The sequence below is a fragment of the Acinetobacter sp. V104_13 genome, from assembly GCF_031798995.1.
GTDB classification, from domain to species: Bacteria; Pseudomonadota; Gammaproteobacteria; order Pseudomonadales; family Moraxellaceae; genus Acinetobacter; species Acinetobacter pittii.
Window position 1 is genome coordinate 1 of record NZ_JAVQNP010000008.1, and the last position, 25,497, is coordinate 25,497.

The 25,497-nt window shown below is 39.8% G+C and carries 24 protein-coding genes, 2 tRNA genes and 1 other RNA gene; 7 read left to right on the forward strand and 20 right to left on the reverse strand.

Features of this window, described 5'->3' with window-relative positions; translation table 11 throughout:
* The 5 genes from RMB06_RS00510 to RMB06_RS00530 all read right to left on the reverse strand — a co-directional run.
* A partial coding sequence (locus RMB06_RS00510) for a GTP-binding protein (protein ID WP_072292276.1) occupies positions 1 to 89 on the reverse strand: 89 nt, incomplete at its 3' end.
* A 95-nt stretch (positions 90 to 184) separates the two neighbouring features.
* Entirely contained in the window at positions 185 to 2,323 is a 2,139-nt protein-coding gene (fusA, locus tag RMB06_RS00515; protein WP_002120436.1) for an elongation factor G, read from the reverse strand.
* A gap of 177 nt (positions 2,324 to 2,500) precedes the next feature.
* Positions 2,501 to 2,971 (reverse strand): 30S ribosomal protein S7, encoded by a 471-nt coding sequence (gene rpsG, locus RMB06_RS00520; RefSeq protein ID WP_001138055.1) that lies wholly within the window; start codon positions 2,969 to 2,971, stop codon positions 2,501 to 2,503.
* A 160-nt stretch (positions 2,972 to 3,131) separates the two neighbouring features.
* Positions 3,132 to 3,506 (reverse strand): 30S ribosomal protein S12, encoded by a 375-nt coding sequence (gene rpsL / locus RMB06_RS00525; protein ID WP_002050319.1) that lies wholly within the window; start codon positions 3,504 to 3,506, stop codon positions 3,132 to 3,134.
* A gap of 200 nt (positions 3,507 to 3,706) precedes the next feature.
* A complete protein-coding gene (locus tag RMB06_RS00530; RefSeq protein ID WP_002120376.1) occupies positions 3,707 to 5,026 on the reverse strand; it encodes an EcsC family protein in 1,320 nt (439 codons plus the stop codon).
* Between the two features lie 300 nt (positions 5,027 to 5,326).
* On the opposite strand from RMB06_RS00530, the gene RMB06_RS00535 reads away from it, so the two are divergent.
* From RMB06_RS00535 to RMB06_RS00555, 5 genes are all read left to right on the forward strand, one after another.
* Positions 5,327 to 6,556, forward strand: a complete 1,230-nt coding sequence (locus tag RMB06_RS00535) for a beta-ketoacyl synthase N-terminal-like domain-containing protein (protein WP_002120440.1) — start codon at positions 5,327 to 5,329, stop codon at positions 6,554 to 6,556.
* Between the two features lie 18 nt (positions 6,557 to 6,574).
* Complete coding sequence (gene hemJ / locus RMB06_RS00540) at positions 6,575 to 7,027, forward strand: protoporphyrinogen oxidase HemJ (protein ID WP_002120291.1); 453 nt, start codon at positions 6,575 to 6,577, stop codon at positions 7,025 to 7,027.
* 161 nt (positions 7,028 to 7,188) lie between these two features.
* Positions 7,189 to 7,749 carry a hypothetical protein gene (locus RMB06_RS00545; protein WP_311077821.1) on the forward strand — a complete coding sequence of 187 codons (561 nt, stop codon included), beginning with the start codon at positions 7,189 to 7,191 and terminating at the stop codon, positions 7,747 to 7,749.
* Between the two features lie 385 nt (positions 7,750 to 8,134).
* Entirely contained in the window at positions 8,135 to 9,760 is a 1,626-nt protein-coding gene (locus tag RMB06_RS00550; RefSeq protein WP_311077822.1) for an NAD+ synthase, read from the forward strand.
* Positions 9,753 to 10,781 carry a hypothetical protein gene (locus RMB06_RS00555; protein WP_311077823.1) on the forward strand — a complete coding sequence of 343 codons (1,029 nt, stop codon included), beginning with the start codon at positions 9,753 to 9,755 and terminating at the stop codon, positions 10,779 to 10,781. Before RMB06_RS00550 ends, RMB06_RS00555 begins: the two co-directional genes overlap by 8 nt.
* Positions 10,782 to 10,824: 43 nt before the next feature.
* On the opposite strand, the gene RMB06_RS00560 is transcribed toward RMB06_RS00555, so the two are convergent.
* The 7 genes from RMB06_RS00560 to RMB06_RS00590 form a co-directional block, all read right to left on the reverse strand.
* Positions 10,825 to 10,901, reverse strand: a tRNA-Met gene (locus RMB06_RS00560).
* Positions 10,902 to 11,058: 157 nt separating this feature from the next.
* A complete protein-coding gene (gene cntB / locus RMB06_RS00565; protein ID WP_311077824.1) occupies positions 11,059 to 12,015 on the reverse strand; it encodes a carnitine monooxygenase, reductase subunit CntB in 957 nt (318 codons plus the stop codon).
* 47 nt (positions 12,016 to 12,062) lie between these two features.
* Entirely contained in the window at positions 12,063 to 13,514 is a 1,452-nt protein-coding gene (locus RMB06_RS00570; protein ID WP_311077825.1) for an NAD-dependent succinate-semialdehyde dehydrogenase, read from the reverse strand.
* A 63-nt stretch (positions 13,515 to 13,577) separates the two neighbouring features.
* Positions 13,578 to 14,693: a carnitine monooxygenase subunit alpha gene (cntA, locus tag RMB06_RS00575; protein ID WP_002120432.1), complete on the reverse strand. Its 1,116-nt coding sequence runs from the start codon at positions 14,691 to 14,693 to the stop codon at positions 13,578 to 13,580.
* Positions 14,694 to 14,741: 48 nt separating this feature from the next.
* Positions 14,742 to 15,710: an alpha/beta hydrolase gene (locus tag RMB06_RS00580; RefSeq protein WP_005803187.1), complete on the reverse strand. Its 969-nt coding sequence runs from the start codon at positions 15,708 to 15,710 to the stop codon at positions 14,742 to 14,744.
* An 11-nt stretch (positions 15,711 to 15,721) separates the two neighbouring features.
* A complete protein-coding gene (locus tag RMB06_RS00585) occupies positions 15,722 to 17,374 on the reverse strand; it encodes a BCCT family carnitine transporter (RefSeq protein ID WP_023187688.1) in 1,653 nt (550 codons plus the stop codon).
* A 21-nt stretch (positions 17,375 to 17,395) separates the two neighbouring features.
* Positions 17,396 to 18,508 (reverse strand): tartrate dehydrogenase, encoded by a 1,113-nt coding sequence (locus RMB06_RS00590; RefSeq protein ID WP_078225448.1) that lies wholly within the window; start codon positions 18,506 to 18,508, stop codon positions 17,396 to 17,398.
* 103 nt (positions 18,509 to 18,611) lie between these two features.
* On the opposite strand from RMB06_RS00590, the gene RMB06_RS00595 reads away from it, so the two are divergent.
* Positions 18,612 to 19,592: a LysR family transcriptional regulator gene (locus RMB06_RS00595; RefSeq protein WP_022575864.1), complete on the forward strand. Its 981-nt coding sequence runs from the start codon at positions 18,612 to 18,614 to the stop codon at positions 19,590 to 19,592.
* A gap of 54 nt (positions 19,593 to 19,646) precedes the next feature.
* Here RMB06_RS00595 and RMB06_RS00600 read toward each other — a convergent pair whose 3' ends face one another.
* From RMB06_RS00600 to coaD, 5 genes are all read right to left on the reverse strand, one after another.
* Positions 19,647 to 20,831 (reverse strand): porin, encoded by a 1,185-nt coding sequence (locus tag RMB06_RS00600; protein WP_078225449.1) that lies wholly within the window; start codon positions 20,829 to 20,831, stop codon positions 19,647 to 19,649.
* Between the two features lie 149 nt (positions 20,832 to 20,980).
* Positions 20,981 to 21,057: transfer RNA gene (locus tag RMB06_RS00605), tRNA-Met, on the reverse strand.
* Between the two features lie 64 nt (positions 21,058 to 21,121).
* An RNA gene (gene rnpB, locus RMB06_RS00610) (RNase P RNA component class A) lies at positions 21,122 to 21,477 on the reverse strand.
* 27 nt (positions 21,478 to 21,504) lie between these two features.
* On the reverse strand, positions 21,505 to 21,768 hold the full coding sequence (locus RMB06_RS00615; protein ID WP_005070936.1) for a YfhL family 4Fe-4S dicluster ferredoxin: 264 nt from the start codon (positions 21,766 to 21,768) through the stop codon (positions 21,505 to 21,507).
* 1 nt (position 21,769) lies between these two features.
* Positions 21,770 to 22,261, reverse strand: coding sequence for a pantetheine-phosphate adenylyltransferase (gene coaD / locus RMB06_RS00620; protein WP_005070938.1), 492 nt, complete (start codon positions 22,259 to 22,261; stop codon positions 21,770 to 21,772).
* A gap of 134 nt (positions 22,262 to 22,395) precedes the next feature.
* Here coaD and smpB point away from each other — a divergent pair, with 134 nt between their 5' ends.
* On the forward strand, positions 22,396 to 22,872 hold the full coding sequence (smpB, locus tag RMB06_RS00625) for an SsrA-binding protein SmpB (RefSeq protein WP_002120348.1): 477 nt from the start codon (positions 22,396 to 22,398) through the stop codon (positions 22,870 to 22,872).
* Between the two features lie 48 nt (positions 22,873 to 22,920).
* On the opposite strand, the gene RMB06_RS00630 is transcribed toward smpB, so the two are convergent.
* The 3 genes from RMB06_RS00630 to rluD form a co-directional block, all read right to left on the reverse strand.
* Positions 22,921 to 23,472 (reverse strand): flavodoxin family protein, encoded by a 552-nt coding sequence (locus RMB06_RS00630; protein WP_078225450.1) that lies wholly within the window; start codon positions 23,470 to 23,472, stop codon positions 22,921 to 22,923.
* Between the two features lie 188 nt (positions 23,473 to 23,660).
* Entirely contained in the window at positions 23,661 to 24,398 is a 738-nt protein-coding gene (gene pgeF, locus RMB06_RS00635) for a peptidoglycan editing factor PgeF (protein ID WP_068557602.1), read from the reverse strand.
* A gap of 10 nt (positions 24,399 to 24,408) precedes the next feature.
* Entirely contained in the window at positions 24,409 to 25,461 is a 1,053-nt protein-coding gene (rluD, locus tag RMB06_RS00640; protein ID WP_068557604.1) for a 23S rRNA pseudouridine(1911/1915/1917) synthase RluD, read from the reverse strand.
* Between the last annotated feature and the right edge of the window lie 36 nt (positions 25,462 to 25,497).

Below are 25,497 nucleotides of genomic sequence, written 5' to 3' on the forward strand. Positions count from 1 at the left end.
GCAGTTAAAGTTGTTTTACCATGGTCAACGTGACCGATTGTGCCCACGTTTACGTGTGGCTTATTACGTTCAAACTTGGCTTTAGCCATGATGATCTTCCTTTATAAACTACTCATGGAGGGTCACCCCATGAGCACTTGGTTTTTAACTAAGAAATTAGTTTGGGCTTATAGTAATCGAAAGATTACTCGTCGTCACCTTTTTTACCGCCAGCTTGGAATTTAGCGATGATGCCTTCAGCCACGTTACGTGGAGTTTCAGCATATTTAGCAAATTCCATAGAGTAAGTCGCACGACCTTGAGACATAGAACGCATTTGAGTCGCGTAACCAAACATCTCAGCAAGAGGAACTTCTGCACGAATTGCTTTTGTTCCACCAGGAAGATCGTCCATACCTTGAACCATACCACGACGACGGTTTAAGTCACCCATGATATCGCCCATGTAGTCTTCTGGAGTTTCTACTTCAACTTTCATGATAGGTTCAAGAAGGATAGGATCCGCTTTCATGAAACCATCACGGAAGGCATAAGAACCTGCCATTTTGAACGATAATTCGTCAGAGTCGACGTCATGGTAAGAACCGTCGAATAATGTCGCTTTAATACCAACAACAGGGTAACCAGCCAATACACCATTCTTCATACGTTCTTGAATACCTTTGTCAACCGCGCCAAAGAATTCTTTAGGTACTACACCACCAACAACTTCTTCAACGAATTGGTATTCTTTACCAGCTTCTTCAACATCAAGCGGTTCAAGACGTACATATACGTGACCAAACTTACCTTTACCACCAGTTTGACGTACGAACTTACCTTCTTGTTCAACAGACTTTTTGATCGTTTCACGGTAAGCAACCATTGGTTTACCAATGTTAGCTTCAACACCGAATTCACGCTTCATACGGTCAACAATGATGTCAAGGTGAAGTTCACCCATACCAGCAATAATTGTCTGACCAGATTCTTCGTCTGTACGAACACGGAACGATGGATCTTCTTTAGCCAAACGACCTAAAGCGATAGACATTTTTTCTTGGTCTGCTTTAGTTTTTGGTTCAACAGCCAATGAAATTACTGGCTCTGGGAATTCCATACGCTCAAGAGTAATGATGTTTTTCTCATCACATAATGTATCACCAGTTGTAACGTCTTTAAGACCTACACACGCTGCGATATCACCTGCACGGATTTCATCAAGATCTTGACGCTCGTTCGCATGCATTTGCACGATACGACCGATACGTTCACGCTTAGCTTTAACTGGGTTATAAACCGGATCACCTTGTTTAAGAACACCAGAGTAAACACGTACGAATGTTAAGTTACCTACGAATTTGTCGTTCATGATTTTGAACGCAAGCGCAGAGAACGGAGCTTCGTCAGATGCTTCACGAGACGCTTTAGTTTCGTCTTTGTCGTCAAGGATACCTTCGATCGCTTTAACTTCTGTAGGTGATGGTAAGAATTCAATTACAGCATCCAACATACGTTGAACACCTTTGTTCTTGAACGCAGAACCACAAAGCATTACTTGAATTTCAGAAGCTAATGTACGAGCACGTAAACCAGCGATGATGTCTTCTTTAGAAAGATCACCTTCTTCTAGGTACTTGTCCATTAATTCTTCAGAAGCTTCAGCCGCAGCTTCAACCATTTTTGTACGCCATTCGTTAGACGTATCAACTAGGTCAGCTGGGATATCAGCATATTCAAACTTCATACCTTGAGATGCTTCATCCCAGATAATCGCTTTCATTTCGATAAGGTCAACAACACCCTGGAATGTATCTTCAGCACCAATTGGCACAACGATAGGAACAGGATTACCACCTAAACGAGTTTTAACTTGCTCAACAGCACGGAAGAAGTTTGCACCAGTACGGTCCATCTTGTTCACGAATGCTAAACGAGGCACTTTATATTTGTTCGCTTGACGCCATACAGTTTCAGACTGAGGTTGTACACCACCTACAGCACAGTAAACCATGCACGCACCGTCAAGAACACGCATAGAACGTTCAACTTCGATTGTGAAGTCTACGTGTCCCGGGGTGTCAATTACGTTGATACGGTGTTGTTCGAATTGGTTACCCATACCAGACCAGAAACAAGTCGTAGCCGCAGAGGTAATTGTAATACCACGCTCTTGCTCTTGTTCCATCCAGTCCATTGTTGCTGCACCGTCGTGTACTTCACCAATTTTGTGAGATACACCTGTGTAGAACAAAATACGTTCAGTTGTAGTTGTTTTACCTGCGTCAATGTGCGCAGAAATACCGATGTTACGGTAACGAGTAATTGGGGTTTGGCGAGCCATGATGTCTACATTCCTAAATGTTATATTTAAAACAGGACGCACCAATTAAATTGATGCGCGCGAATATCCAAACAGGCAACTTAAATACCTGCAAAGCCCCCACTTTGATAGAGAGCAATGTTGAATCGAGCTGCTGTACGCATGAATATTCTCCTGAATAAGGCCTGTTTTATCCGCTTAGAAACGGTAGTGAGAGAAGGCTTTGTTAGCTTCAGCCATACGGTGCACATCTTCACGTTTTTTGATTGCTGCACCTTTACCTTCAGCTGCATCAAGCAACTCACCAGCAAGACGTAAAGCCATCGTTTTTTCAGAACGCTTAGCAGCAGCATCTACTAACCAACGCATAGCTAAGGCAGTACGACGGGATGGGCGCACTTCCATAGGTACTTGATAAGTAGCACCACCAACACGGCGTGCTTTTACTTCAACCATAGGACGAACTTTTTCAAGAGTAGTCTCGAAAAATTCAACTGGGTCTACTTTGTTTTTTTCTTGAACGCGTTCTAAAGCACCGTAAACGATACTTTCTGCAATAGATTTTTTACCATCTTGCATTACGTGGTTCATGAATTTAGCGATTGTTTGGCTGCTAAATTTTGGATCTGGAAGGATCTCACGAGCAGCGACTACGCGACGTCTTGGCATTTTAATACACCTAATAATATGACACTTCAGGATGATCCAGCAGTTTGTACAAGTGTCATGTACACGACGCTGGCCTTACTATACGTCGCTTGAATTACAAATCTATGAAGAATTCAAACAAGCGAAACGCTAAAGGGCTTATTCGACTAGTTTCCTAGAATTACTTCTTAGGACGCTTAGTACCGTATTTAGAACGTGATTGATTACGATCTTTAACACCAGCACAGTCTAATGAACCACGAACGGTATGGTAACGTACACCCGGTAAGTCTTTAACACGACCACCACGGATAAGAACAACACTGTGCTCTTGTAAGTTATGGCCTTCACCACCGATGTAGCTAGATACTTCAAAGCCTGAAGTTAAGCGAACACGGCAAACCTTACGCATAGCTGAGTTAGGTTTTTTAGGTGTAGTTGTATAAACACGTGTACAAACACCACGACGTTGTGGACAAGCCTTCAACGCAGGAACTTTGGATTTTTCAACCAAAGTCGTACGACCCTTACGGATCAACTGATTCGTTGTTGCCATATGGCAATTCTCCCGTTATTAAAAAACCTTAAAAAGAAAATACCTCTTTTTAAGGGCACATAATTGTAAGCCAAGATGCAAAAATGGTCAACACGGCAATACTTACCAAATGTTGACCATATCAATGTTTGACAGCACGATTTACAAATTTAAATAGAGGCTATTTTTACTTTTTAAACCTTCACTTTGTAAGCGTATTGTTAAGAGTATTTTTTATCTTCTAATATCTCGTCATCATCCTCTGGTGTTAGAGCAGGCTTTTGCTCAGTATGCTCATGTTCTGTCACATGTTTGTCAGCAAGTTTTTCTAAGCCTTTATGAACATTTTCCTGAACTTTCTCTTCACTTTTTTCACTTTCTGTAGGTTTTAACACAATAGATACTTTCGAGATTACCTCGTGATTTTCTACTTTATGATGATGAGCGGCATGAATATTGCCATCTTCACCTACATTTAAAAGTCTTGGGCTTGCTTTTTGAATGAGTGTAACCGCAGCATAATAAGCCTGTAGCGGAGATAAATGCTCACTTGGATGTTCATTTAAATAATGTCTCGCAGCTCCAAAAATCGCCTGAGCTTTATGCCCTACATCTTCTTGTAATTTCCAGCTATATACTGCGCTTAAAACAGCCCCTGCAACTGGGGTAAACTTACCAAAAGCTGAAAGTTTAGGAATACGATTTAACCACTCCCATTTAAACTCCCCTTCTTCATCTGTTAACCAGTTCTTTAAAGTATCTATATCTGTGGTTGAACCTAATACTTGCTGAAATTGATGAATATCTTGAGTTTCCAACATATTTCGCAATGTTTTTAAAGCCAACAAGAGAGTTTGTTTCTCTGCAATCAGGCTAATGTCAACTTCTTTAAAAATAAACTCAACAACATCTTGGTCTGCTACCTCCAGCAGATCAAAGCCATGTGACCTTCCTGTCTGGTAAATAGTTCTTAAGACCAAAACCAATGATACTGGAATATCTACAGCTGCACCAACGACGCCTGATACACCTGTAATTGCACCTTGTACAGTCGCAATGAGCTTGTTTTGTTCTATAAGCGCCTGACTTAGACGTTGAGAACGACCTGTATCTTTAGTTAATTCAAATAAATCTTTAGCACCCGCTTCTTCGAGGATTTTTTCAGTTAAGGTACTTTTTGAACTAAAGTCATTTAACCAATTAAATAAATGGCCTGAGATTTTTTCATCCCAATCTGGCGAAAGAAATGTAGCAACACCATTTACTTTTTTAAAATGTCGACCAAATACCTGACGTGTGACTTTTGGTAAATGTTCTCTTAGCATTTGTTGAGGACTTTCATATTGCTCAACCTCAAATGGGCTTTTTGTTCTCGATCTACCTTCAACAGTTTTTCCAGTTGGGATTGGTTCAATTACCTTACTGACGTCACCTGATTGGTTCTGTTGCAAGATACTCAATCCTGTAGAACTGAGCTTTTTAGCCACTCCGAAGACCTGAGAAAACAAATTGTCAGATTGATTATTATTAAATTTTGTCATCAAGTACCTCGATTTTTTAATTTATCTAATTAGAGATAAATACTAGGTGGAATGTGGATTTATCTCAACTTGAATGTGTGTATTTTAGTTAACCCCAAATGCAACATACTATGTATTTGGTTATTTTTTTTAAATGTAAAATTGTCATAAAGATTTGCCATAAGAAATAAAAATCCTTTCTGCTATCATGTTAACAACGAAAAACATGAGTCCCGTTTTCTTACAGCTATATTCTCCTATTCATTTTCATAGCTGTTGAACACGATAGACTCTTAAATATCACCATAAAGGGACCTGTAGATGAAACGTGTTGTAATCACTGGTATGGGTATTAACTCATGTATCGGTAACTCTTTAGAAGCAGTTACTCATTCACTTCAAAATGGAATCTCCGGGACACGTTTTAACCCAACTTATGCTGAACTCAATTTTAAAAGTCATGTCAGCGCTGCTGCAGAACAAGACTTTGATAATATCGACCGTAAATTAAAACGCTTCATGGGCGTATGTGCGATGTATGCATACAACGCTGCTGTAGCTGCAGTTGAACATGCAGGCCTTACTCCTGAACAACTTGCTGGTAATCCACGTTATGGTATTGCAGGTGGTTCAGGTGGTGGCTCAACTGCTTCTGTTGTTGAAATGACAGAATTATTAGAGACTAAAGGCGCACGTAAAGTGGGTCCATTCTTTGTACCACGTAACATGTCAAACACCATTACTGCAAACGTAGGTGTTGCATTTAAGCTACAAGGTATTTCACATACTATTACAAGTGCTTGCGCAACTTCTGCAGATGCAATTGGTTATGCGTACAACTTAATTCAACTTGGCAAACAAGACCTTATGCTTGCTGGTGGCGGTGAAGAAGATCACTGGTCTCAAAGTTTATTGTTTGATGCAATGGGCGCACTTTGCTCGAAATATAACGACTCTCCAGAAACAGCATCTCGCCCATATTCAGCAGACCGTGACGGCTTCGTTATTGCTGGCGGTGGCGGTTTTGTAGTACTTGAATCACTTGAACATGCGCAAGCACGTGGTGCGAACATTTTAGCTGAAGTAGTAGGTTATGCTGCGAACAGTGATGGCGCGGACATGGTTGCTCCAAGTGGTGAAGGTGCTACACGTTGTGTATTAATGGCACTTGAAGAAGCTAAGCAACATGGCGTAGAGAAAATTGACTATGTAAATACACATGGTACTTCTACTCCAGCGGGTGACATTACAGAACTTAAAGCAATGGAACGTGCATTTGGTGAAGGTAACGTACCTCCTCTTAGCTCAACCAAATCTATGACAGGCCATAGCTTGGGTGCAGCTGGTGTACAAGAAGCTATTTACTCTGTGCTAATGATGCAAAATGACTTTATTGCACCAAACATCAACGTGACTGAACTTGATGAAGGCGCAAAACCTTTTGATATCGTACTTGAAAAACGTGATGCAAAATTGAATACTGTAATGAGTAACAGTTTTGGCTTTGGCGGTGTTAACGCTTGCCTTATTTTCAAGAAGTGGGATGCATAATCCCACCTAGGATTATCGATGGATGCACCTTCTGATGCTTTTTTGTGGGTAAAAGCATTACATATTATTGCCGTGGTTTGCTGGTTCGCTGCTTTGTTCTACTTACCACGTCTATATGTTTATCATGCTATGAGTGAAGATGCTGCAAGTCATCAACGCTTTGAGGTAATGGAACGCAAGTTGTATCGTGGAATTATGTGGCCTTCAATGATTGCTACATTAATTACCGCCCATTTCCTTGTAGAGTGGGGGGATGCAACTCGACATTACCATCAAGCCACATGGTTTTACCTCAAAGTTGGATTAGTGGCTTTATTAGTGATTTATCATTTGGTATGTGGCTATTATCGTAAAAAGCTCATCGGAAATGCTCACTATAAATCACATAAGTTCTGGCGCTTTTTTAATGAAATGCCAACCTTAATTTTATTTGCTGTTGTGATTTTAGTTGTTGTAAAGCCTCAGTTTTAACTGGGGCTTTTGCTTTTCTTATCCAAGAATTCTTTTATTCATCCTAATAAAATGCACAATCTATTCAAACAATTATATTTTTCAAAACAGAACTATAAAATTAATCAATACCCTACCTCTTTATTTAGCAATACCTAATCTATAGTATGCTAAAGAAATAGATGAACTCATTTAATGGCAAAGCTATGCTAACTTTTAATGCCTTTAAACGCTTAATTCATACACCATTTATTCTTCTTACACTTTTTATTTTCCGTCACTTAAAAAACTATCCGATTAGACATCTGACTGCTCACGAAAAATTATTAGCACAAATGGTTTTTGGCGACATGCTCGATTGTGAACGGCCTAAAATTATTGCTACCCGCTACCTCCCTTGGCAGAGTTGCGGTATTTTCATGGCCCCAAATGGGAATATTTATGTTAATCCTGCTGATTACAGCGAAAATTACGCTCTAGAGTCCAAGTTTATGCAGGGTATTTTTATTCACGAACTCACACATATCATGCAATATCAAAAAGGCATTCATGTACTCTTGAAAGGTGCTTTATTACAATCAGCCTATTATCTCAGCTTTAAAAGCTACAATCCCTACAAATATACCTATCACCCTGACAAGGCATTTAGTACGTATAATATTGAACAGCAAGGCGAAATTGCGCGCGATATTTGCTCTGGAAAAATCCCAAATATTATCTGTTCACCTCGACTTCATTTGTAACTAAATAATCAATCTCGCTTTGAACGTAACATTTTTTGCGTAATGTAAATGAGAATTCTTATAAATCATAAATACTTATCTAAAGTATAAAAGTGCGCTTATTCAATTCAAATTATTGAAAAAAATAGAACAGACTTATTCCAAATTAGCTTGTGATAAGGCAGTATACAAACAATAAAAATAATGAAGCCTGTTTCTATTCTATACAGAAAATCTCGTTATTTTTACGCAGAAAATATGGGATTGGTATATATTATTGATCTTGACATTTTTGTTTACTATTTTAATTGTTTACTATCGTATCATACACATCGTTGAAAAATTATATCCATAAAAATCAACACTGTGTGTATCTATATTCGTTATGATCTAGGATTAGGTTTGAATGAAAAGTTTTAAAGTTGCCCTTGCTCAGTTTTCTCCGCATATTGGCAATATTGACTCAAACACCCAAAAGATGATTGAGCAAGTAAATCAGGCGAAAAAACAAGACGCTGACCTGATTATTTTTCCCGAGCTTTCTGTTATTGGTTATCCAGCTGAAGATCTATTGTTACGTCCAAATTTAAATAAACGTATGCAAAAGGCTTTTGCACAACTTGCCGAAGTTAAAGATATTGTTATGGTTTTCGGATTTGTAAACCAGACAGAAGATGGTCAACGTTATAATTCTGCTGCTGTCATGAAAGACGGTCAAGTTTTGGGTGTTTTTAATAAACATAATTTACCAAACTATGGCGTCTTTGATGAAAAACGCTATTTCCAAAAAGGCCATCAGCATTTAGTTTTTGAATATCTTGGACATAAGTTTGGTGTATTAATTTGTGAAGATATCTGGTCAATTAATACGGTCAAACAGTTGAGCCAATTAAATGTTGATACTGCTCTTGTACTCAACTCATCACCATATGAAGTCGGTAAACCACAACACCGTATACAGACCTTAAGTGAACTTGCAAAACAACTTCATCTAAATATTGTTTATGTTAACCAAGTGGGCGGACAAGACGATTTAATTTTTGATGGCACAAGTTTTGTCAGCAATCAAAATGGTGAAATTGCTTTACAAGCAGCAAGCTTTAAAGAAGACATTTATATTGCTGAATTTGACCGTGATACAAAGTTATTTAAAGTCACTGAATCTGCTCCTGCATTAGAAACATTTGCAGAAATCTATCAAGGTTTAGTCATGGCAACTCGTGACTATGTAGAGCGCTCAGGCTTCCCAGGTGTGATTCTGGGTCTTTCTGGTGGTATCGACTCTGCCCTTACACTTGCGATTGCTGTTGATGCAATCGGTGCAGAAAAAGTACAAGCCGTGATGATGCCTTATACTTACACTTCTCAAATTAGTGTAGAAGATGCGGCTGAACAAGCTCGCCGTATGGGTGTGACTTTCGGTATTGCTGAAATTCACTCAATCGTAAATAGCTTCATGCAAACCCTGTATCCTTTCTTTGGTAATTCACCAGCTGACGCAACCGAAGAAAATTTACAAGCGCGTGCTCGTGGCACATTGCTTATGGGTTTATCAAACAAGTTTGGTAATTTAGTCCTTGCTACAGGGAATAAATCTGAACTGTCAGTTGGCTACTGTACACTTTATGGCGATATGGTTGGTGGCTTTGCAGTTCTAAAAGACGTTTATAAAACTATCGTGTTTGAATTAGCAAAATACCGTAATAGCTTAAGTGAAACGCCTGTGATTCCTGAGCGTGTGATTACCCGCCCACCTTCAGCAGAACTTCGCCCAGATCAAAAAGACCAAGACTCTTTACCAGCATATGATGTATTGGATGCCATCCTTTACGCATACATTGAAGAAGATTTAGGTCAGGCCGATATTATTGCCAAAGGTTTAGATAAAGAAGTTGTTGAAAAAGTCATCCGTTTAGTTGATCGTAATGAATACAAACGTCGTCAAGGTGCGATTGGCCCGAGAATTACCTCTCGTGCATTTAGTCGCGAACGACGTTATCCGATTGTCAACGGTTGGACAGCGAATGACTGAGCAGAAAAACTCATCAAAAACTACAGCACTTGCTCAAGCACTTTTGCTTGAGCAGGTGGAATTTTTCAAAAAACTATTATCTATAGAAAACTCACCTATTTATTTCCAGCAGTTCATTCAGTTATTTATGCAACATGCTGACGAAATCAAGCTACATGAGGTTGTTGATTTAGAACAACTACAAGCCGTTGTGAAACGCTATGCTTTTGAAATGCAGCTAGGTGCCGGTTTACTTGAGTTTATTGGGGAAATCGCGCAGCGTATTTATTTATCTGCTATGAAGTCTCCAATTCAGTTACAAGACTTGGTCTCTGACCACCAATTTGAAATGTGGCTTTCTAAATTTTTAGAAATGGAGCATATTCCTCATTATCTCAATCAGTTTTTAAGAACTAGCCCTTCTGTACAACAGCTTTGCCAATATATTGCAACCTCAACTCTAGAACAAAAATTACCAAAACTTCTAACTGCATCTAGAATAGATGACTACCATTTTGAATGGCAACATAAGCTCAAAAAATTCTCTTTTTTACAGCAACAACGCCTCGAGCATAAACTTGAAACTTGGATTGCCAGTTTTATTCATGAGCAACTTACAGAATTAAGTCTTTTATCGAGTGAAGATTTAGAAAGTCTAGTACGTCATGTTTGGGAAGATATTAGACATAAAAAAATGTATGAATTTATGAAACAGCTCACTCCTCTCGATGTTGAAGAGTTTTTTGTTTTAATTTACGAATACTGGAAAGAATTACGCCAGTCACAATTTATGCAAGATCTGATTTTGTATGGTGTCGAAGTTTTTTATGACTTTTATAAAGATCAGAGTTTATTTGAAGTATTAAGTGAGATTGGGTTAACCGAAAGCGACTTACAAACCGAAGCTTTACGTTTTTATCCGAAGGTTATGGATGCCTTTAATGAGCACGGTATTTTAGAACCTTTACTTCAAGCGCTTTTAGCTCCCTTTTATCAAAGCTCAAAAACACTCGATATGATTGAAAAACATTTTAATGAGTAAAAAATAGATAAAAAGAAACCACGCAGGAGCGTGGTTTTTAAAATGGTGGCTATGACGAGACTTGAACTTGTGACCCCCGCATTATGAGTGCGGTGCTCTAACCAACTGAGCTACATAGCCGTAAACTGTGTGCGCATTATCTATAGTTCCGTATAGCAGGTCAATAGGTAAAAACCCTTAATGCCCATCAATTGAACAAATAAGATTCAGATCATCATTATTTGTTCTTTTTTTAGCATTTTTTTGCTTTAAACAATTGATCGACCACAGAAATATATTAAAGATCTAATACTAGTTTTTTACCTTTAGCTCTCGACACACAAATCATCATGCTCTTTTGTGAAGCCTTTTCTGCATCACTTAAGTATTGATCAAAGTGATCTGCTTCGCCTTCTAAAATAGCAGTTTCACATGTACCACAAACCCCTTCTCGGCATAGACATTCCACATCAATATTTAATATTTCAATAGCTTGTAAAATCGTCTGATTACTTTGTACTTCAATTTCCTGATTAGATTTGGCAAGTACAACCGTAAATGCTTCCCCATCTTCAGGAACTGTTGAAGCGAATTGTTCCCAGTGAATGTACTCATCGCGGTAACGGTGCTTATTACAGCAATCAATCACAGCATCAATCATGGGTTTCGGCCCACAGACATACACGTGTGTGCCTTTAGGTTGTGATGAAATCAATTCATCCAGCTTTAATGAGCAACCTTCTGAGTCAACATAGCTAAATACATGCTTGGCATGTTTCTGCTTTAACTCATCTAACAAAGCCGCATGTTCAGGCGAGCGATAAGCATAATGTAGCTCAAAATCTGCACCGCGTGCTGCAAGCTCATCCATTTGAGGCAAGAATGGTGTAATGCCAATTCCACCTGCGATTAAAATATGTTTATTGCCTGTTTCGGCTAATGGAAATAAATTTTTTGGTTCTGAAATCTGAATTTTACAGCCTTCATTGCACTGATCATGCATAAACACTGATCCGCCCTTACCTTCTACATCCTTACGAACACAGACTTGGTAAGTTGATAAATCTTGCGTACAGCTCATCAATGAATACGCATTTGAAAGCTGTTCATTCATTTTGACAATAATATGGCTTCCCCCACTAAATCGAGGAAAGTTCTGCCCATCTTGACGTTTGAACGTAAACCGTTTGATTAAAGGGGTTAGCTGTTCCACACGAGTAACAACCGCTGGGAACATTTCATAATGACTCGCCATATTAGAATCCTTCTTTTACCGCATATTTTTGTTGTTAGGGCTTATCCTTAAAGCCCTAAACACATGTATTTAATGGTCATGAATTCTTCAAGACCATATTTTGAGCCTTCACGCCCAACACCTGATTGTTTCACACCACCAAATGGTACAACTTCATTTGAAATTGCTGTGGCATTCATACCGACCATTCCATATTCAAGCTGTTCTGACACTCGCCATAAACGTGAAATATTTTCGCTATACACATAAGCAGCCAAACCGAAGATCGTGTCATTTGCTTGAGAAACGACGTCTGCTTCATCTGTAAAGCGAATAAGCGGCGCAACTGGACCAAAAATTTCTTCTTGGACAATTTCCATTGTACGGTCAACGTTCGTTAGAACTGACGGCTCATAAAAGGTTTGCCCTAAAACATGCTGTTTACCGCCGCAAGCAATTTTAGCGCCTTTGCTCACTGCATCATCAATCAACTGCTGTGCTTTCAAAACTGCTTTTTCATTAATTAATGGACCAATTTGCACACCATCTTCAAGTCCATTACCGACTTTAAACTTTTGTACTTCTTGTACAAACTTCTCGGCAAAAGCTTGATAAATATTGTCGTGGACATAAATGCGATTAGCACAAACACAGGTCTGGCCCGCATTACGGAACTTGGCAAAAATCGCACCTTGTACAGCTTTATCCAAATCGGCATCGTCAAACACAATCAGTGGAGCATTACCGCCTAACTCAAGCGCCAATTTTTTAATGGTGCTTGAACACTGCTGCATCAATAAACGGCCCACTGGAGTTGAGCCAGTAAAAGTCAATTTCTTCACTTTTTCATGCGAAGTAAATACAGAACCAATTTCTTGTGATTTACCTGTAACAACGTTAATCACACCAGCCGGAATACCTGCTTTTTCTGCAAGCTTCGCAATCGCTAAAGCACAATAAGGCGTTTCATTCGCTGGCTTAATCACGACCGTACATCCAGCTGCTAAAGCTGGTGCTGCTTTACGGGTAATCATGGCGATTGGGAAATTCCACGGCGTAATCGCAGCCACCACACCCACAGGTTCTTTACTGATAATAAAACGCTGCTGATTATTGACGGTTGGAATCACATCACCATAAATACGCTTACCTTCTTCGGCAAACCATTGAATAAATGATGCAGCATAACGCACCTCACCTTTCGCTTCTGCCAAAGGTTTACCTTGTTCAATGGTCATGATTAAAGCAAGTTCATCGGTATGTTCGAGAACCAGTTTGTACCAAGCCAATAAAATATCTGCACGGTTTTGAGCAGTTAAAGCCTTCCAACTTTGCAAAGCTATATAAGCAGCCTCAACAGCCTGTGTCGCTTCGGCCGCTCCCATATTAGGAATTGTGCCAATTTCTTCATCTGTTGCAGGGTTAGTCACTGGAACCGTTGCATTTGACTGTGCAGCTAACCATTGCCCATTAATGTAGGCTTGTTGCTGAAATAATTCAGTACTTTGTAAACTCGACATATCATCTTCCTAACTGAAGAATCAGGTGTAAGTCATCTTTACACCTGAATCAATCCATTTGTTTTATTTGTGATGCTGCGCCACTAAATGTTGGAAGTAAGCAATACCATGTTCACTAATTCCTGAACGTTGCTTATCAGTCATAATACGGCCTTGACCTCGATAACCACGTGATTTCAAACCACGTTGTACGCTTTCGACCAAGTTCAAATCTTCAGGACGGAATACATTGCGATACCACTCAATCAAATCTTTCTGATCTTGAGTGAGTTCTTCGTTCGTGAAGTAAATATCGTAATGCTGCAAAGTCGTTTCTGCATCTACTGGGAACTCATAGATCACAGTCATGAAATTGCTGCCCGGTGGTACGTTGAACATCGTGCAAGGCCAAGTCCAGAAACCGTGAAATTCAGGATCTGTTACTGATGGATCAAGCTTAAATGACTTCTCAGATGAGCGAGCAAAGCCATATTGCAATGTCCAGTTCTGATGTGTGGTATGCCAATATTTATCAACTTGTACGGAGTCAGCAAAACCAGGATGCGCTGGTCCACAGTGATAGCACTCTAGATAGTTATCAACAATCACTTTCCAGTTTGCTGGAGTTTCTGTCACAAAACGTGCTGCCAGTTTCAAATCTTTAATTACGCTACATGCTTGATTTAAACGCTCAGCAAATTCCGGAAGTTGGTCTTCTACACAAGTCGCATTTTCATCCATATTAATGAAAACAAATCCTGCATATTCCTCAACTTTTAAAGGCACCATGCTTGAGTTTTCTTTGTCAAAAGATTCGACATGGTCACAGTTACGCGCCAAGGCTAAGCTACCGTCTAGCTTAAAAGTCCAAGCATGATATGGGCAAGTAATTACATTTTTTGCTTTACCACTGCCACTTAAAAGCTCGTGACCACGATGTGGACACACATTATAAAACGCACGTAAAACGCTATCTTTACCACGAATGATGACAATATTTTCACCAATTACTTTACGGGTAATATAGTCATTCGGTTGTGCCAATTCACTGCCATGTGCAACACAAATCCAGCTTTTAGCAAAGATTGCTTCTTTCTCATGCTCAAATACTTGCGATGAAGTATAGAAAACTTTAGGGAAAGTCCATGCAACATCTGGGTTTGCGCAAAAATCTTCAGGTAATTTTTCAACTGCACTCATGTTATTACTCCATTAAATTCTTTTCGTCCAAATGACTCGATATTAAATTCATATCTTTTCGACACTGCCAAACATGCGACGTATCGCACTCAGCATGTTTTGATATAACTGTTGAACTTCAGGACAGTCACGCATCAGACGTAAACTGCCATGTAATAAACCTTTGCCTAAATGGAACTCGTTAGGGATACCTACTTGTTCCAATTTTTGGGTAAGGAAATAACCGTCATCACTTAAAGGGTCATATTCTGCAACCGCCACAAAACTTGTAGGCATATCTGAAAAATCAGTTGCCAATAAAGGTGCTAGACGTAAATCCTGCCAATCTTGTGAATTCGGTGCATACTCCTTTAAATAAAAATGCATATCTTCCGTTGTGAGTAACGGCGCATGGGCATGCTTTTGTGCGGCTGGTGTATCAAGTGCTGTAGTTAAACACGGATAAACCAAAGCCAGACCTTGAGCTTGTAAACCACTATGCTGTAGATGCACTGCAAGGGCTGCTGCTAAGTTACCGCCTGCGCTATCGCCTGCTAGAACGATATTTTCACTATCAATCTGCCAGTCAGAACCATGTTGTTTAAGCCATTGATAAACTGCTAAACAATCTTCAAAAGCTGCTGGAAAGCGATGCTCTGGTGCCATGCGGTAATCCACACCAATGACAACTGCATTTAGGTCCTGACATAAATAACTGGTAATAAACTCATGTGAATCGAGTCCACCAACCATCCAACCGCCACCATGTAAATACAACACACATGGCCAACCAGCTTCAGGTCGTTTAGTTTTTGGTGAATAGATGCGAACAGGTACAGGATGCTCTGCATTTGCAACAACTCGGTCTTCTACTTCGATCTTGCCATCACGAGGCAAAGTGTAGTGTCGACACATCGCGTCATAGGCCGCGCGGACTGAGTCAATATCTGCATCTGCTGGTGAATAAATGCTGCTCCAATACACAAGGCTTTGCATTTCTTCACTTAAAACATACGTGGTCTGTTCACATGTAGTCATTACCGTTCCCTCTAGCTGGTTTTTCTGTCCAGTTTGATTGAGCTTGCAAGCTCAAGCTGCATCCGTTTTGCATGTTCATCTTGAGTCTGGTTTAAACCAATTTCCACATCATCATAACCTTGTTGCTCAATTAAATGTGATGGGACTTTGGCATAATCCTGAATCAACCATTTCACTAAACCATAGGTTTGAATCAGAATAATCACAATGAATGGTAAAGCCGTCACAATAGTTGCTGTTTTCATTGTGTCTAAAGGTGCCTTACTAAAGATCATGGCAATTGGAACCAAAGTCAGCATGACACACCAGAACAGACGTGCGTTTGGCGATGGATCTTGCCCTTCACTTAAACCGCGTGTACATGTTGCTGAAACCGCATACCCAACCGCATCCATATGTGCTGCCAAGAACACCACCATAATGCCGAGGAAAATCCACATCATCAGCTTTCCAGCAGGTAATAGGCTGAGCAATTGACCAATTGCAACCTCACCACCCTGTTGGCTTAAGATTTGCGGTACATTTACAGCCCCATGAATAAAGCTATAAACACTGTAGTTTTCAAACACACCAAAGATGAACCAAAGACCAACACTGCCACCAATCACCATGGCAAAGATCACTTCTTTAATAGTACGGCCTTTAGAAACACGTGTTACAAACAGTGCCACACCCGGTGCATATGAAATCCACCATAACCAGTAGAAAACAGTCCATTCACGAGTAAACTTGCCATCGCCCATTGGGTCGGTAAACAGACTCATATCAACAAAGTTGGTTGCCATTAACCCGAAACTCATTAATGAGTTATTCAAAATGAATTGCGTTGGACCAAAACAAAGTACATAAATCGCAAATAACACCACACCTAAGCACACCATGTGACTTAAACGTTGCATGCCCTTGTCCATACCTACATACGAACTTAGTGCGAATAGAACCGAAACACCCAAAATAATGATGACCTTGGTCATAAAGGTATTTGGAATACCCGTGAGCTGAGACAAAATATTGGTAAATGTCACGGCAGTGAGTACTAATGAAATCGTCAATGCACCAAACATGCAAAGCAAGAACATAAGATCGACTAAACGTCCAACCACGCCAGTTGATTTAAAGCCTGTCACAGCTTCAATCACAGAAGCCAAACTTAAGCCTTTGTTTTTTCTAACATGGTAGCTGTAGCACAAAGAAATTGATGCCAAAGCATAAATTGCCCATGCACTTAAACCTGAGTGAAAAAACGAGTAAGCCACGCTATATTTCAATGCTTCTGCTGACTCAGGCGGTAAGCTCAAACCCGGAGTTTGATAATAATAAGCCCAGTCCAGAAAGCCCCAGTACAATGTAGAAGACCCGATACCCGACAAGATGAACATAAAAATCCATGACATCGTGGTGTATTGAGGCTTTCCTTCACCTAGTTTGATTTTGCCGTATTTACTAAAAGCTAGACCAAAAGTAAAAATAATAGCTAAAAAAGCAAACAGTAATACTGGGGTGGTAAATACCGATGTCGTCCACTGCATCCATGTTGCAGCGATCTTGATCGACTCTTGCGAATAAATCGCCAAACCAGCAACTGAAATAAATACAAACAGTAAACTGGTTACGGCAAGAACTTTATCCGTATAAATTTTTGTGTTTTGATTATCCATATCCATACATCCATTTTTTGGATGGCGTTATTCCATAGCGAACACGTCCATTTTAATTTGGGCTACACACGATGCAATTGCATCTCCTACCTCATAAGTTTTTGCCTGACCGCCGATATCGGCTGTCTTTGGCCCATTAATTAATACATGCTCAATCGCCTGCATAATGTCCTGACCTGCTTGAATGCAACGTTCGTCTTCTTCACCAAAGAATTCGAACATCATTGCACCTGACCAAATCGCAGCGATTGGATTGGCAATTTGTTTACCGTAAATATCTGGTGCTGAACCATGTACAGGTTCAAACAATGATGGGAATTTTCTTTCTGGGTTTAAATTTGCCGAAGCAGCCAAACCAATAGTTCCTGTACATGCAGGGCCTAAATCGGAAAGAATGTCGCCGAATAAATTCGATGCAACAACCACATCAAAGCGTTCAGGTTGTAAAACAAAACGAGCTGCTAAAATATCAACGTGCTGTTTATCGGCCTGAATTTGTGGATATTGTTTTGCCATCGCATCAACACGTTCATCCCAATACGGCATGCTAACGGCAATACCATTTGACTTGGTCGCTGCGGTAATTTTTTTCGCATCTCGCTGATTTGCAAACTCAAATGCATAACGCAAAATGCGATCTACACCATGACGTGTAAATACGGCTTCTTGTAAAACAAACTCTCGATCTGTTCCTTCAAAAGCCTTACCACCAATGGCTGAATATTCACCTTCACTGTTTTCACGGACTACGTAGAAGTCGATATCGCCCGGTTTTTTACCTACTAAGGGACATTTAACACCCGGCATTAAGCGCACTGGACGTAAATTCACATATTGGTCAAAACCACGACGGAACTGGAGCAGCGAACCCCAAAGCGAAATATGGTCAGGTACTTTATCTGGCCAGCCTACAGCGCCAAAATAAATTGCATCGTAGTCCTGCAAAGTTCCAAACCAGTCATCCGGCATCATTTTGCCGTGCTCTAGGTAATAATCACAGCTAGCCCAATCGAAAGCATCTAACTGAAGATCAATGCCGTACTTCTCTGCTGCTGCCTTTACAACCTTAATGCCTTCTGGTAGAACTTCTAAACCAATGCCATCGCCTGCAATCGTGGCAACTTTATATCTTTTTGCCATAAGCTTCCTTCACACCTTCGACTAATATCCTTGTATGGCTTAAACATGATGTTTTAAGCAAAAATGATCAACAACAGAACTATCACTCCAATGGACACGGATCGTGAATAATCTACCTAACCTATCGGATTTAAAGGTTTTTTGCACAGTCGCTAAACTAAAAAGTTTTGTCGAATCTGCTGAGGAACTCGGGACATCGCCAGCTTTTATTAGCAAGCGAATTAATATTTTAGAAAACACCTTAAGCTGCAAACTTTTTCATCGCAGCACGCGTCACGTTAGTCTGACAGAAGATGGCAAACTCATCCTTGAGAGAGTTTCAAATATTCTTGAAGAATTTGATGAAGTCTGTGAACTGGTAAATAACCCACTCAGTACGCCTACCGGTCGTATGGATATTATTAGTAGCTTTGGTTTTGGCAGAAAGCATATTGCACCAATTCTGTCTAAATTAATGATGCTTTATCCAAAACTACAGATTCATTTTGACACCATCGACAATACCAAGGACTTGATTCAACACAGTATTGATTTGGATATTAGAATTGGTAATGAAATTGCGCCAAACATGATTGCGAAGAAGTTAGCTTCTAATTTTCGAATTTTATGTGCAGCACCGAGCTATTTACTTAAACACGGCGTACCAGACGGCATTGAAGACTTGCAAACACATGATTGTTTGACGATTAGTGAGCGTGATCAATCGTCTGTGCTATGGAAATTTAGGCATGCTTCTGAAGATGTCTCAGTGCATATCAAACCACGTTTTGTTTCGAATAACGGCGAAATTATTCATCAACTTGCCATAGAAGGCCACGGGATTATTTTCCGATCAATTTGGGATGTTGCAGATGAATTAATTACAGGTCAACTCCAACACATTTTGCCCGAATATTGGCAAGATGCAGATGTTTGGGCAGTTTATCCATCACGACTCAAAAGCTCATCTAAATTGCAAACCTGTATTTTGTTCATTCAAAACGAATTGCTCAATCGTTTACAGCACGTTCAAAACCTGAACCGAGGACAACTCATTTCTCCAGCAGTTAAACGAGAACCACCGCCTGAAAAAGTCTTTCTATGAAAAAAAGCCCTAAGTGAGGCCTATTCACCTAGGGCAATAAATTGCTTTTAAATTTTAAAAATAATATCCGATTGAAAGATAAAATAATTTATCCCAATCATTACTGCTACCTTGTGCAAGACCATCAGCCCCACCGCCCACCATTGGATCATTTTTACTCATAATGTATTCACCCTGAATACCAATGGCTTTGTAATTAAAATAAACGCCTGCAATTAAACGCTCAGAGTCTTTATATCCATCCTCATCTTTAAAAAAGCGACTATGGGATATATACGGTTTAATGTTTTCAATCTGATGGAATGGCTGAGCAAAGGTATAGTTAATTTCATTAATCAAATATTTACCTTTGTTAGCGACTTGATACGGGTAATCAAATGCTCCAATGGTTGAGCTATTTGGCAATAAATTATCGCCATTAGTGACATCTTGCTTACCTGCTAAGAACATCCATTGCCATGCTTGATATTGCGTTTGAGCAAATACATTCCATGATTTGCGGTGTCCATCTTCATCTGTTCTTTTATTTTCTAAATCAGAATACCAGACTGAACCTCCTAACTCGGTCGAAAATTTTTGAACTTTATCAAGTTCAAATTTTCTAGAGGCTCGCGCAATCCACATATTCTTTTCTTCAATATTAGTTCCTACCATCAAGTCATCAGCTTCAACGAAATTACCGCTGTATCTGCTTGAGTCTTTTGACGTTCCCTTATAGTTTCCTCCATCAGTTGGATAGAAACCTAAGGTCAAATTGTATTTATCATCTGCAAATTTATATTTAATCCCCAGATTATCAATATCTTCTAAACCAACGGTATTTAAAAGCGTTTCGTAATAACTACTTCCCCAAAATTCACCAAAGCCAAAATCAATGGGTTGCAAACCTGCCGTGATTCTCTGCTGATCAGATAATTTATAACCTACCCAAGCTTTTTTTAGGAAAATCGCATCACATAAGCGATCATATTGATAACAACGGGCATCCGCACCTGCAATCCAATCTGGATTTTCATAACCTAGCACTAATTTAATATCAGTTAATCGCCAGTCATCATTTTGAGAACCTTCATTTGCATCAACCACATAATCTTTATGCAAATAACGAGAACGTACTGCGCCAGAAACTTTAAATTGTCCCGATTCCAAAGTTGGATCTCCCCAACTTAAATCAGCCGCAGAAGCCTCTACTCCCGCCGTTAAACTTAAAATTCCTAAAAATAATAATGACCTTTTCATGTCTTCAACATCCTTGTTAAGTGTTATAAGAACATGAAGAAATTGGTCTAGACAAACAATGCCATAACTATAAAGTCGGTCTTTACAAACTGTGTTTAATCAAAAAAATGAGCATAAAAAAAGACCACGCAGGAGCGTGGTCTATAAAATGGTGGCTATGACGAGACTTGAACTTGTGACCCCCGCATTATGAGTGCGGTGCTCTAACCAACTGAGCTACATAGCCGAAAACTGTGCGCGCATTATCTTAACTTCTTTAACGCACGTCAAGAAAAATTTTAAATAAAATGAGGTGAAGTGAGCCTATAAGCCGGGTTCTGTCGAGGATGGTCATTCCTCTAGGCGTACAATCACTCATACGCTCAAGCGACCTACCCGAATCCAGTACGGGCCGTACCTCAGGATTCCTATTTGGTCTTGCTTCTGGTGGGGTTTACCATGCCGTGAACTGTTACCAGACACGCGGTGCGCTCTTACCGCACCCTTTCACCCTTACCTCACGAATGAGGCGGTCTACTCTCTGCTGCACTTTCCGTCGGCTTTCACCGCCCAGGCGTTACCTGGCACCCTGCCCTATGAAGCCCGGACTTTCCTCCCCTGCTTCAGTCACGAAGACCTCCACAGCAGCGACCATCCAGCTCACTTCAGGGGCGCATATTAACAAATTTATTTACTAATTGCTTGTGCTTTTTTGAGCAATTAATTTTTTATATTTGTCGAATAGCTCATCTTCCGTTTCCACATGCTGCGGATCTTTAGGAATACAGTCCACTGGACAAAATAACTGACATTGCGGCTGGTCATGATGACCAACGCATTCAGTGCATAAATCTGGATGAATTTCATAAATCACTTCACCCATGAAAATAGCTTCATTTGGGCAAACTGGTTCACAAACATCACAGTTTATGCATTCATCGGTGATATATAACGACACTTTACCAACCTTGTTGATGTTTACGTTCAAAGGCCTCAACCACAGCTTGCGGAACAAACTTGGTTACATCCCCTTTTAAACGAGCAATTTCCCGAATTAATGTCGAAGAAATAAATGAATACTGCTCAGATGGTGTTAAAAATACTGCTTCAAAATGTGGGTCAAGTTGACGGTTCATATTGGCAAGTTGAAATTCATATTCAAAATCAGAAACTGCTCTTAAACCACGAAGTACTGCTGTTGCCTTTTGCTCTTTGAAAAAATTAACCAGTAGACCATCAAAGCCTACAAATTCAACATTTGATAAATGGCTGAGTGATGTTTGGGCCAGTTCAACTCTCTCTTCTAGACTGAACAAAGGGTTTTTATGATGTCCAATTGCAATTGCTACTACAACCTCATCAAACATTCTTGATGCTCTAGTAACTAAATCAACGTGTCCATTCGTGATGGGGTCAAATGTTCCAGGATAAATTACACGCGTTTTAGACATCCGCTAGTACTCTAATTGTATTGTGAACCTATTTTAGCAAAAGTTATACATCAGGCGAAATATTGACGTGCAGGAAAAACTTCACCTTAGCATCAGTTTACGGCACAATAGGGGCAATTGTGGAAGTTTGAATTATGGCGAAAGCAACAGTAGTAAAGAAACATAATGGCGGAACCATCGCACAAAATAAACGTGCCCGTCATGATTATTTTATCGAAGAAAAATTTGAAGCTGGTATGTCTTTACTCGGCTGGGAAGTAAAGTCTTTACGTGCTGGTCGCATGAGTTTGACAGAAAGTTATGTCATTTTTAAGAATGGTGAAGCGTTTTTATTTGGTGCACAAATTCAACCGCTCCTTTCAGCATCTACTCATGTAGTACCTGAAGCTACACGTACACGTAAATTATTATTATCACGCCGAGAACTAGAAAAGCTAACAGGTTCAGTTAACCAAAAAGGTTACTCATGTGTTCCTTTAGCATGTTACTGGAAAGGTCACTTGGTTAAACTTGAAATCGCGCTTGTGAAAGGTAAACAGCTTCACGACAAACGTGCGACTGAAAAAGATCGCGATTGGCAGCGTGATAAAGCTCGTATATTTCATAAGTAATTAAATAAAAAGCCTCTTTTTAGAGGCTTTTTTATATCGCGGAATTTATTAATTTAATCTATATAAGAGTCCAGCAAGATATTCACCAAACCATTTTGCAGTATCTAAATCGCCTTGTGGAGGAGTAATTTCAACAGGCGCATTATCTGACTGTGTCATTAAACCTAAACAGCTCGATAATCGATTTAAATCTTTTTCGCCATGACCTGTCGTCATTAAAGGTAAACCTGACCAAAGCATGCCATGTTGCATCGCAAAAATATTTAATTGTTGTAATACAGCCAATTTATCGCCGCTTAGACCACCTGAGTTTGCAAAGCCAGCTGCAAGCTTGCCTTGCCACAAACGCTCTTTCCAACGTTTAGAAGTACTGTCCATAAACTTTTTAAAGTCAGCGGTCATACTCCCCATATAGGTAGGCGAACCAAAAATAATACCGTGCGATGCATCAAGTGCATCCCAATCAATATGTTCAATATTCATTAAATGTACTTTTACACCCATCACCTCTGCCCCAGCAGCAATAGCGGAAGCTACCTTCGCGGTATGACCATATGGACTGTGGTAGACAATAGAGAGATGTTTTTCAGGCAAAGACATAAGATTAAAATTTTGAGCGATTTTTTCTATTTTATCATTTTATTAACACTTGCTAAACCTTCATCTATAAATATGAAATATAAGGTTCTCCCTACCGCGAGCTGTAGACATATTTTCAAATTAAATAAAAAACTCTCTTATTTTAGTGAATATAATGTAAGAGAGTCATTTAAGGCGGTTATCAAAACTTACATAAAAACAAACGTGGCCATACGCCCAGTTTTCGCATCACGACGATAAGAAAAATACTCATCATCCTGTTGATAAGAACATTGATCTCCACCTAAGACTTGTTGCACACCTAGACTTTGCAAAATAAAGCGAGCAATGGCATATAAGTCTGCATGAAATTTATTTGGAGCCACGCCCTCAACAAAGGCTGTTTCCAACTCTGGATATTTATCACAAAAAGCAGTTTTTACTTCAGCCCCAATTTCAAAACAAGGTTGGCTGATTGCAGCTCCTAACCATGCCCAAGTTGGAGGATTCTGCATAGCGGCTACTGTATTTTCAATAATGCCACCAGCCAAACCACGCCAACCGGCATGCAAATTAGCAACTTCACTGCCTTCAGCATTTCCCAACACGACAGGTAAGCAATCAGCCGTCATCATCATTAAAGCATGGCCTTTTGTTTGGGTGACCAGACCATCGCCAATTAAAGCTTTAAAAGGAATTTGTTCATTTACAGTATGGCAAATCGTACTATGCGTTTGAGTCATCCATGTCATTTTTTTAACACCAAATTTCGCAAACTCATCTAACAATATCATTCGATGCTGTTGAACACGTTGTGCCTCATCTTTGACATGTAAAGCTAAATTAAAGCCAGATAATTCAAGTTGATCCGTTGGTAATGCCAAAGGATGTTGAACACGTGTCTGCCCTACAAATACGCCTTGAGGTAAACCTTGAACAAATTCCATATACACGTCCTTAATATGCAGCGTTTTCTGAACGTAACACATTTACTAAATGTGTAAAGTCTTCAGGCCACGGCGCTTCAAACAGCATGTCTTCACCAGTACGAGGGTGTTTCAAGCCCAATTTCGCTGCGTGCAATGCCTGACGTTTAAAACCACGTAAAGTTTCAATGAGCAACTCAGATGCACCAGCTGGCACACGTACACGGTTCATATAAACCTGATCGCCAATCAAGCCATAACCAATGTAACTAAAATGCACACGGATCTGATGTGTTCGTCCTGTTTCAAGACGAGCTTGTACACGAGTAAAATCTTTAAAGCGTTCTTTTACATTGTAGTGAGTTACCGCATCTCGCCCACCCGGTAAAATTGCCATTTTCACACGGTCAACTGGGTGGCGTTTGATTGGTTCATCAATCGTACCGCCAGCAATAATATTTCCATAAACAACCAAATCATATACACGGTAAACCGTTTTATTTGCCAACTGTTTACTTAAAGAAAATTGAGCTTCTAGGCTTTTAGCGACAACCAGTAAACCGCTGGTATCTTTATCAATACGGTGTACTAAACCAGCGCGCGAAAGTTCTGCCAATTTTGGGAAATGGTAAAGCAAAGCATTCACTAAAGTTCCAGAACTATTGCCTGCTCCTGGATGTACCACCATGCCTACTGGCTTATTAATGACTAAAATATCATCGTCTTCATAGACAATATTAAGTGGAATATTTTCAGGCTGACTCGTCGTCTGGGCTTCGAGCTCTACTTCAAGCGTAAGTAGCTCTGTTCCTTCACAACGGTGCTTAGGCTTGACAATGTTACCATTCACCAACAGATGGCCATCCTTCAACCATTGCTTGAGCTTTTCACGTGAAAACTCGCTCCATACCAAGGCTGCTACCTGATCGATACGTTGTCCCAGATAGGTTTCATCTAGCTGAACTTGCAACGATAAACGTGTTGCAGTTGTATCAGAAGTATGGTTATCTGCATCCTCAGAATCTTCAAGTAAATTGAAGTCGGTTTCAGAGAAGTTTGTGTTTGAAGATTGTGCTGAAGTCATTTGATCATTGAGATAAAAGTGGTTTAATAGCGCAAT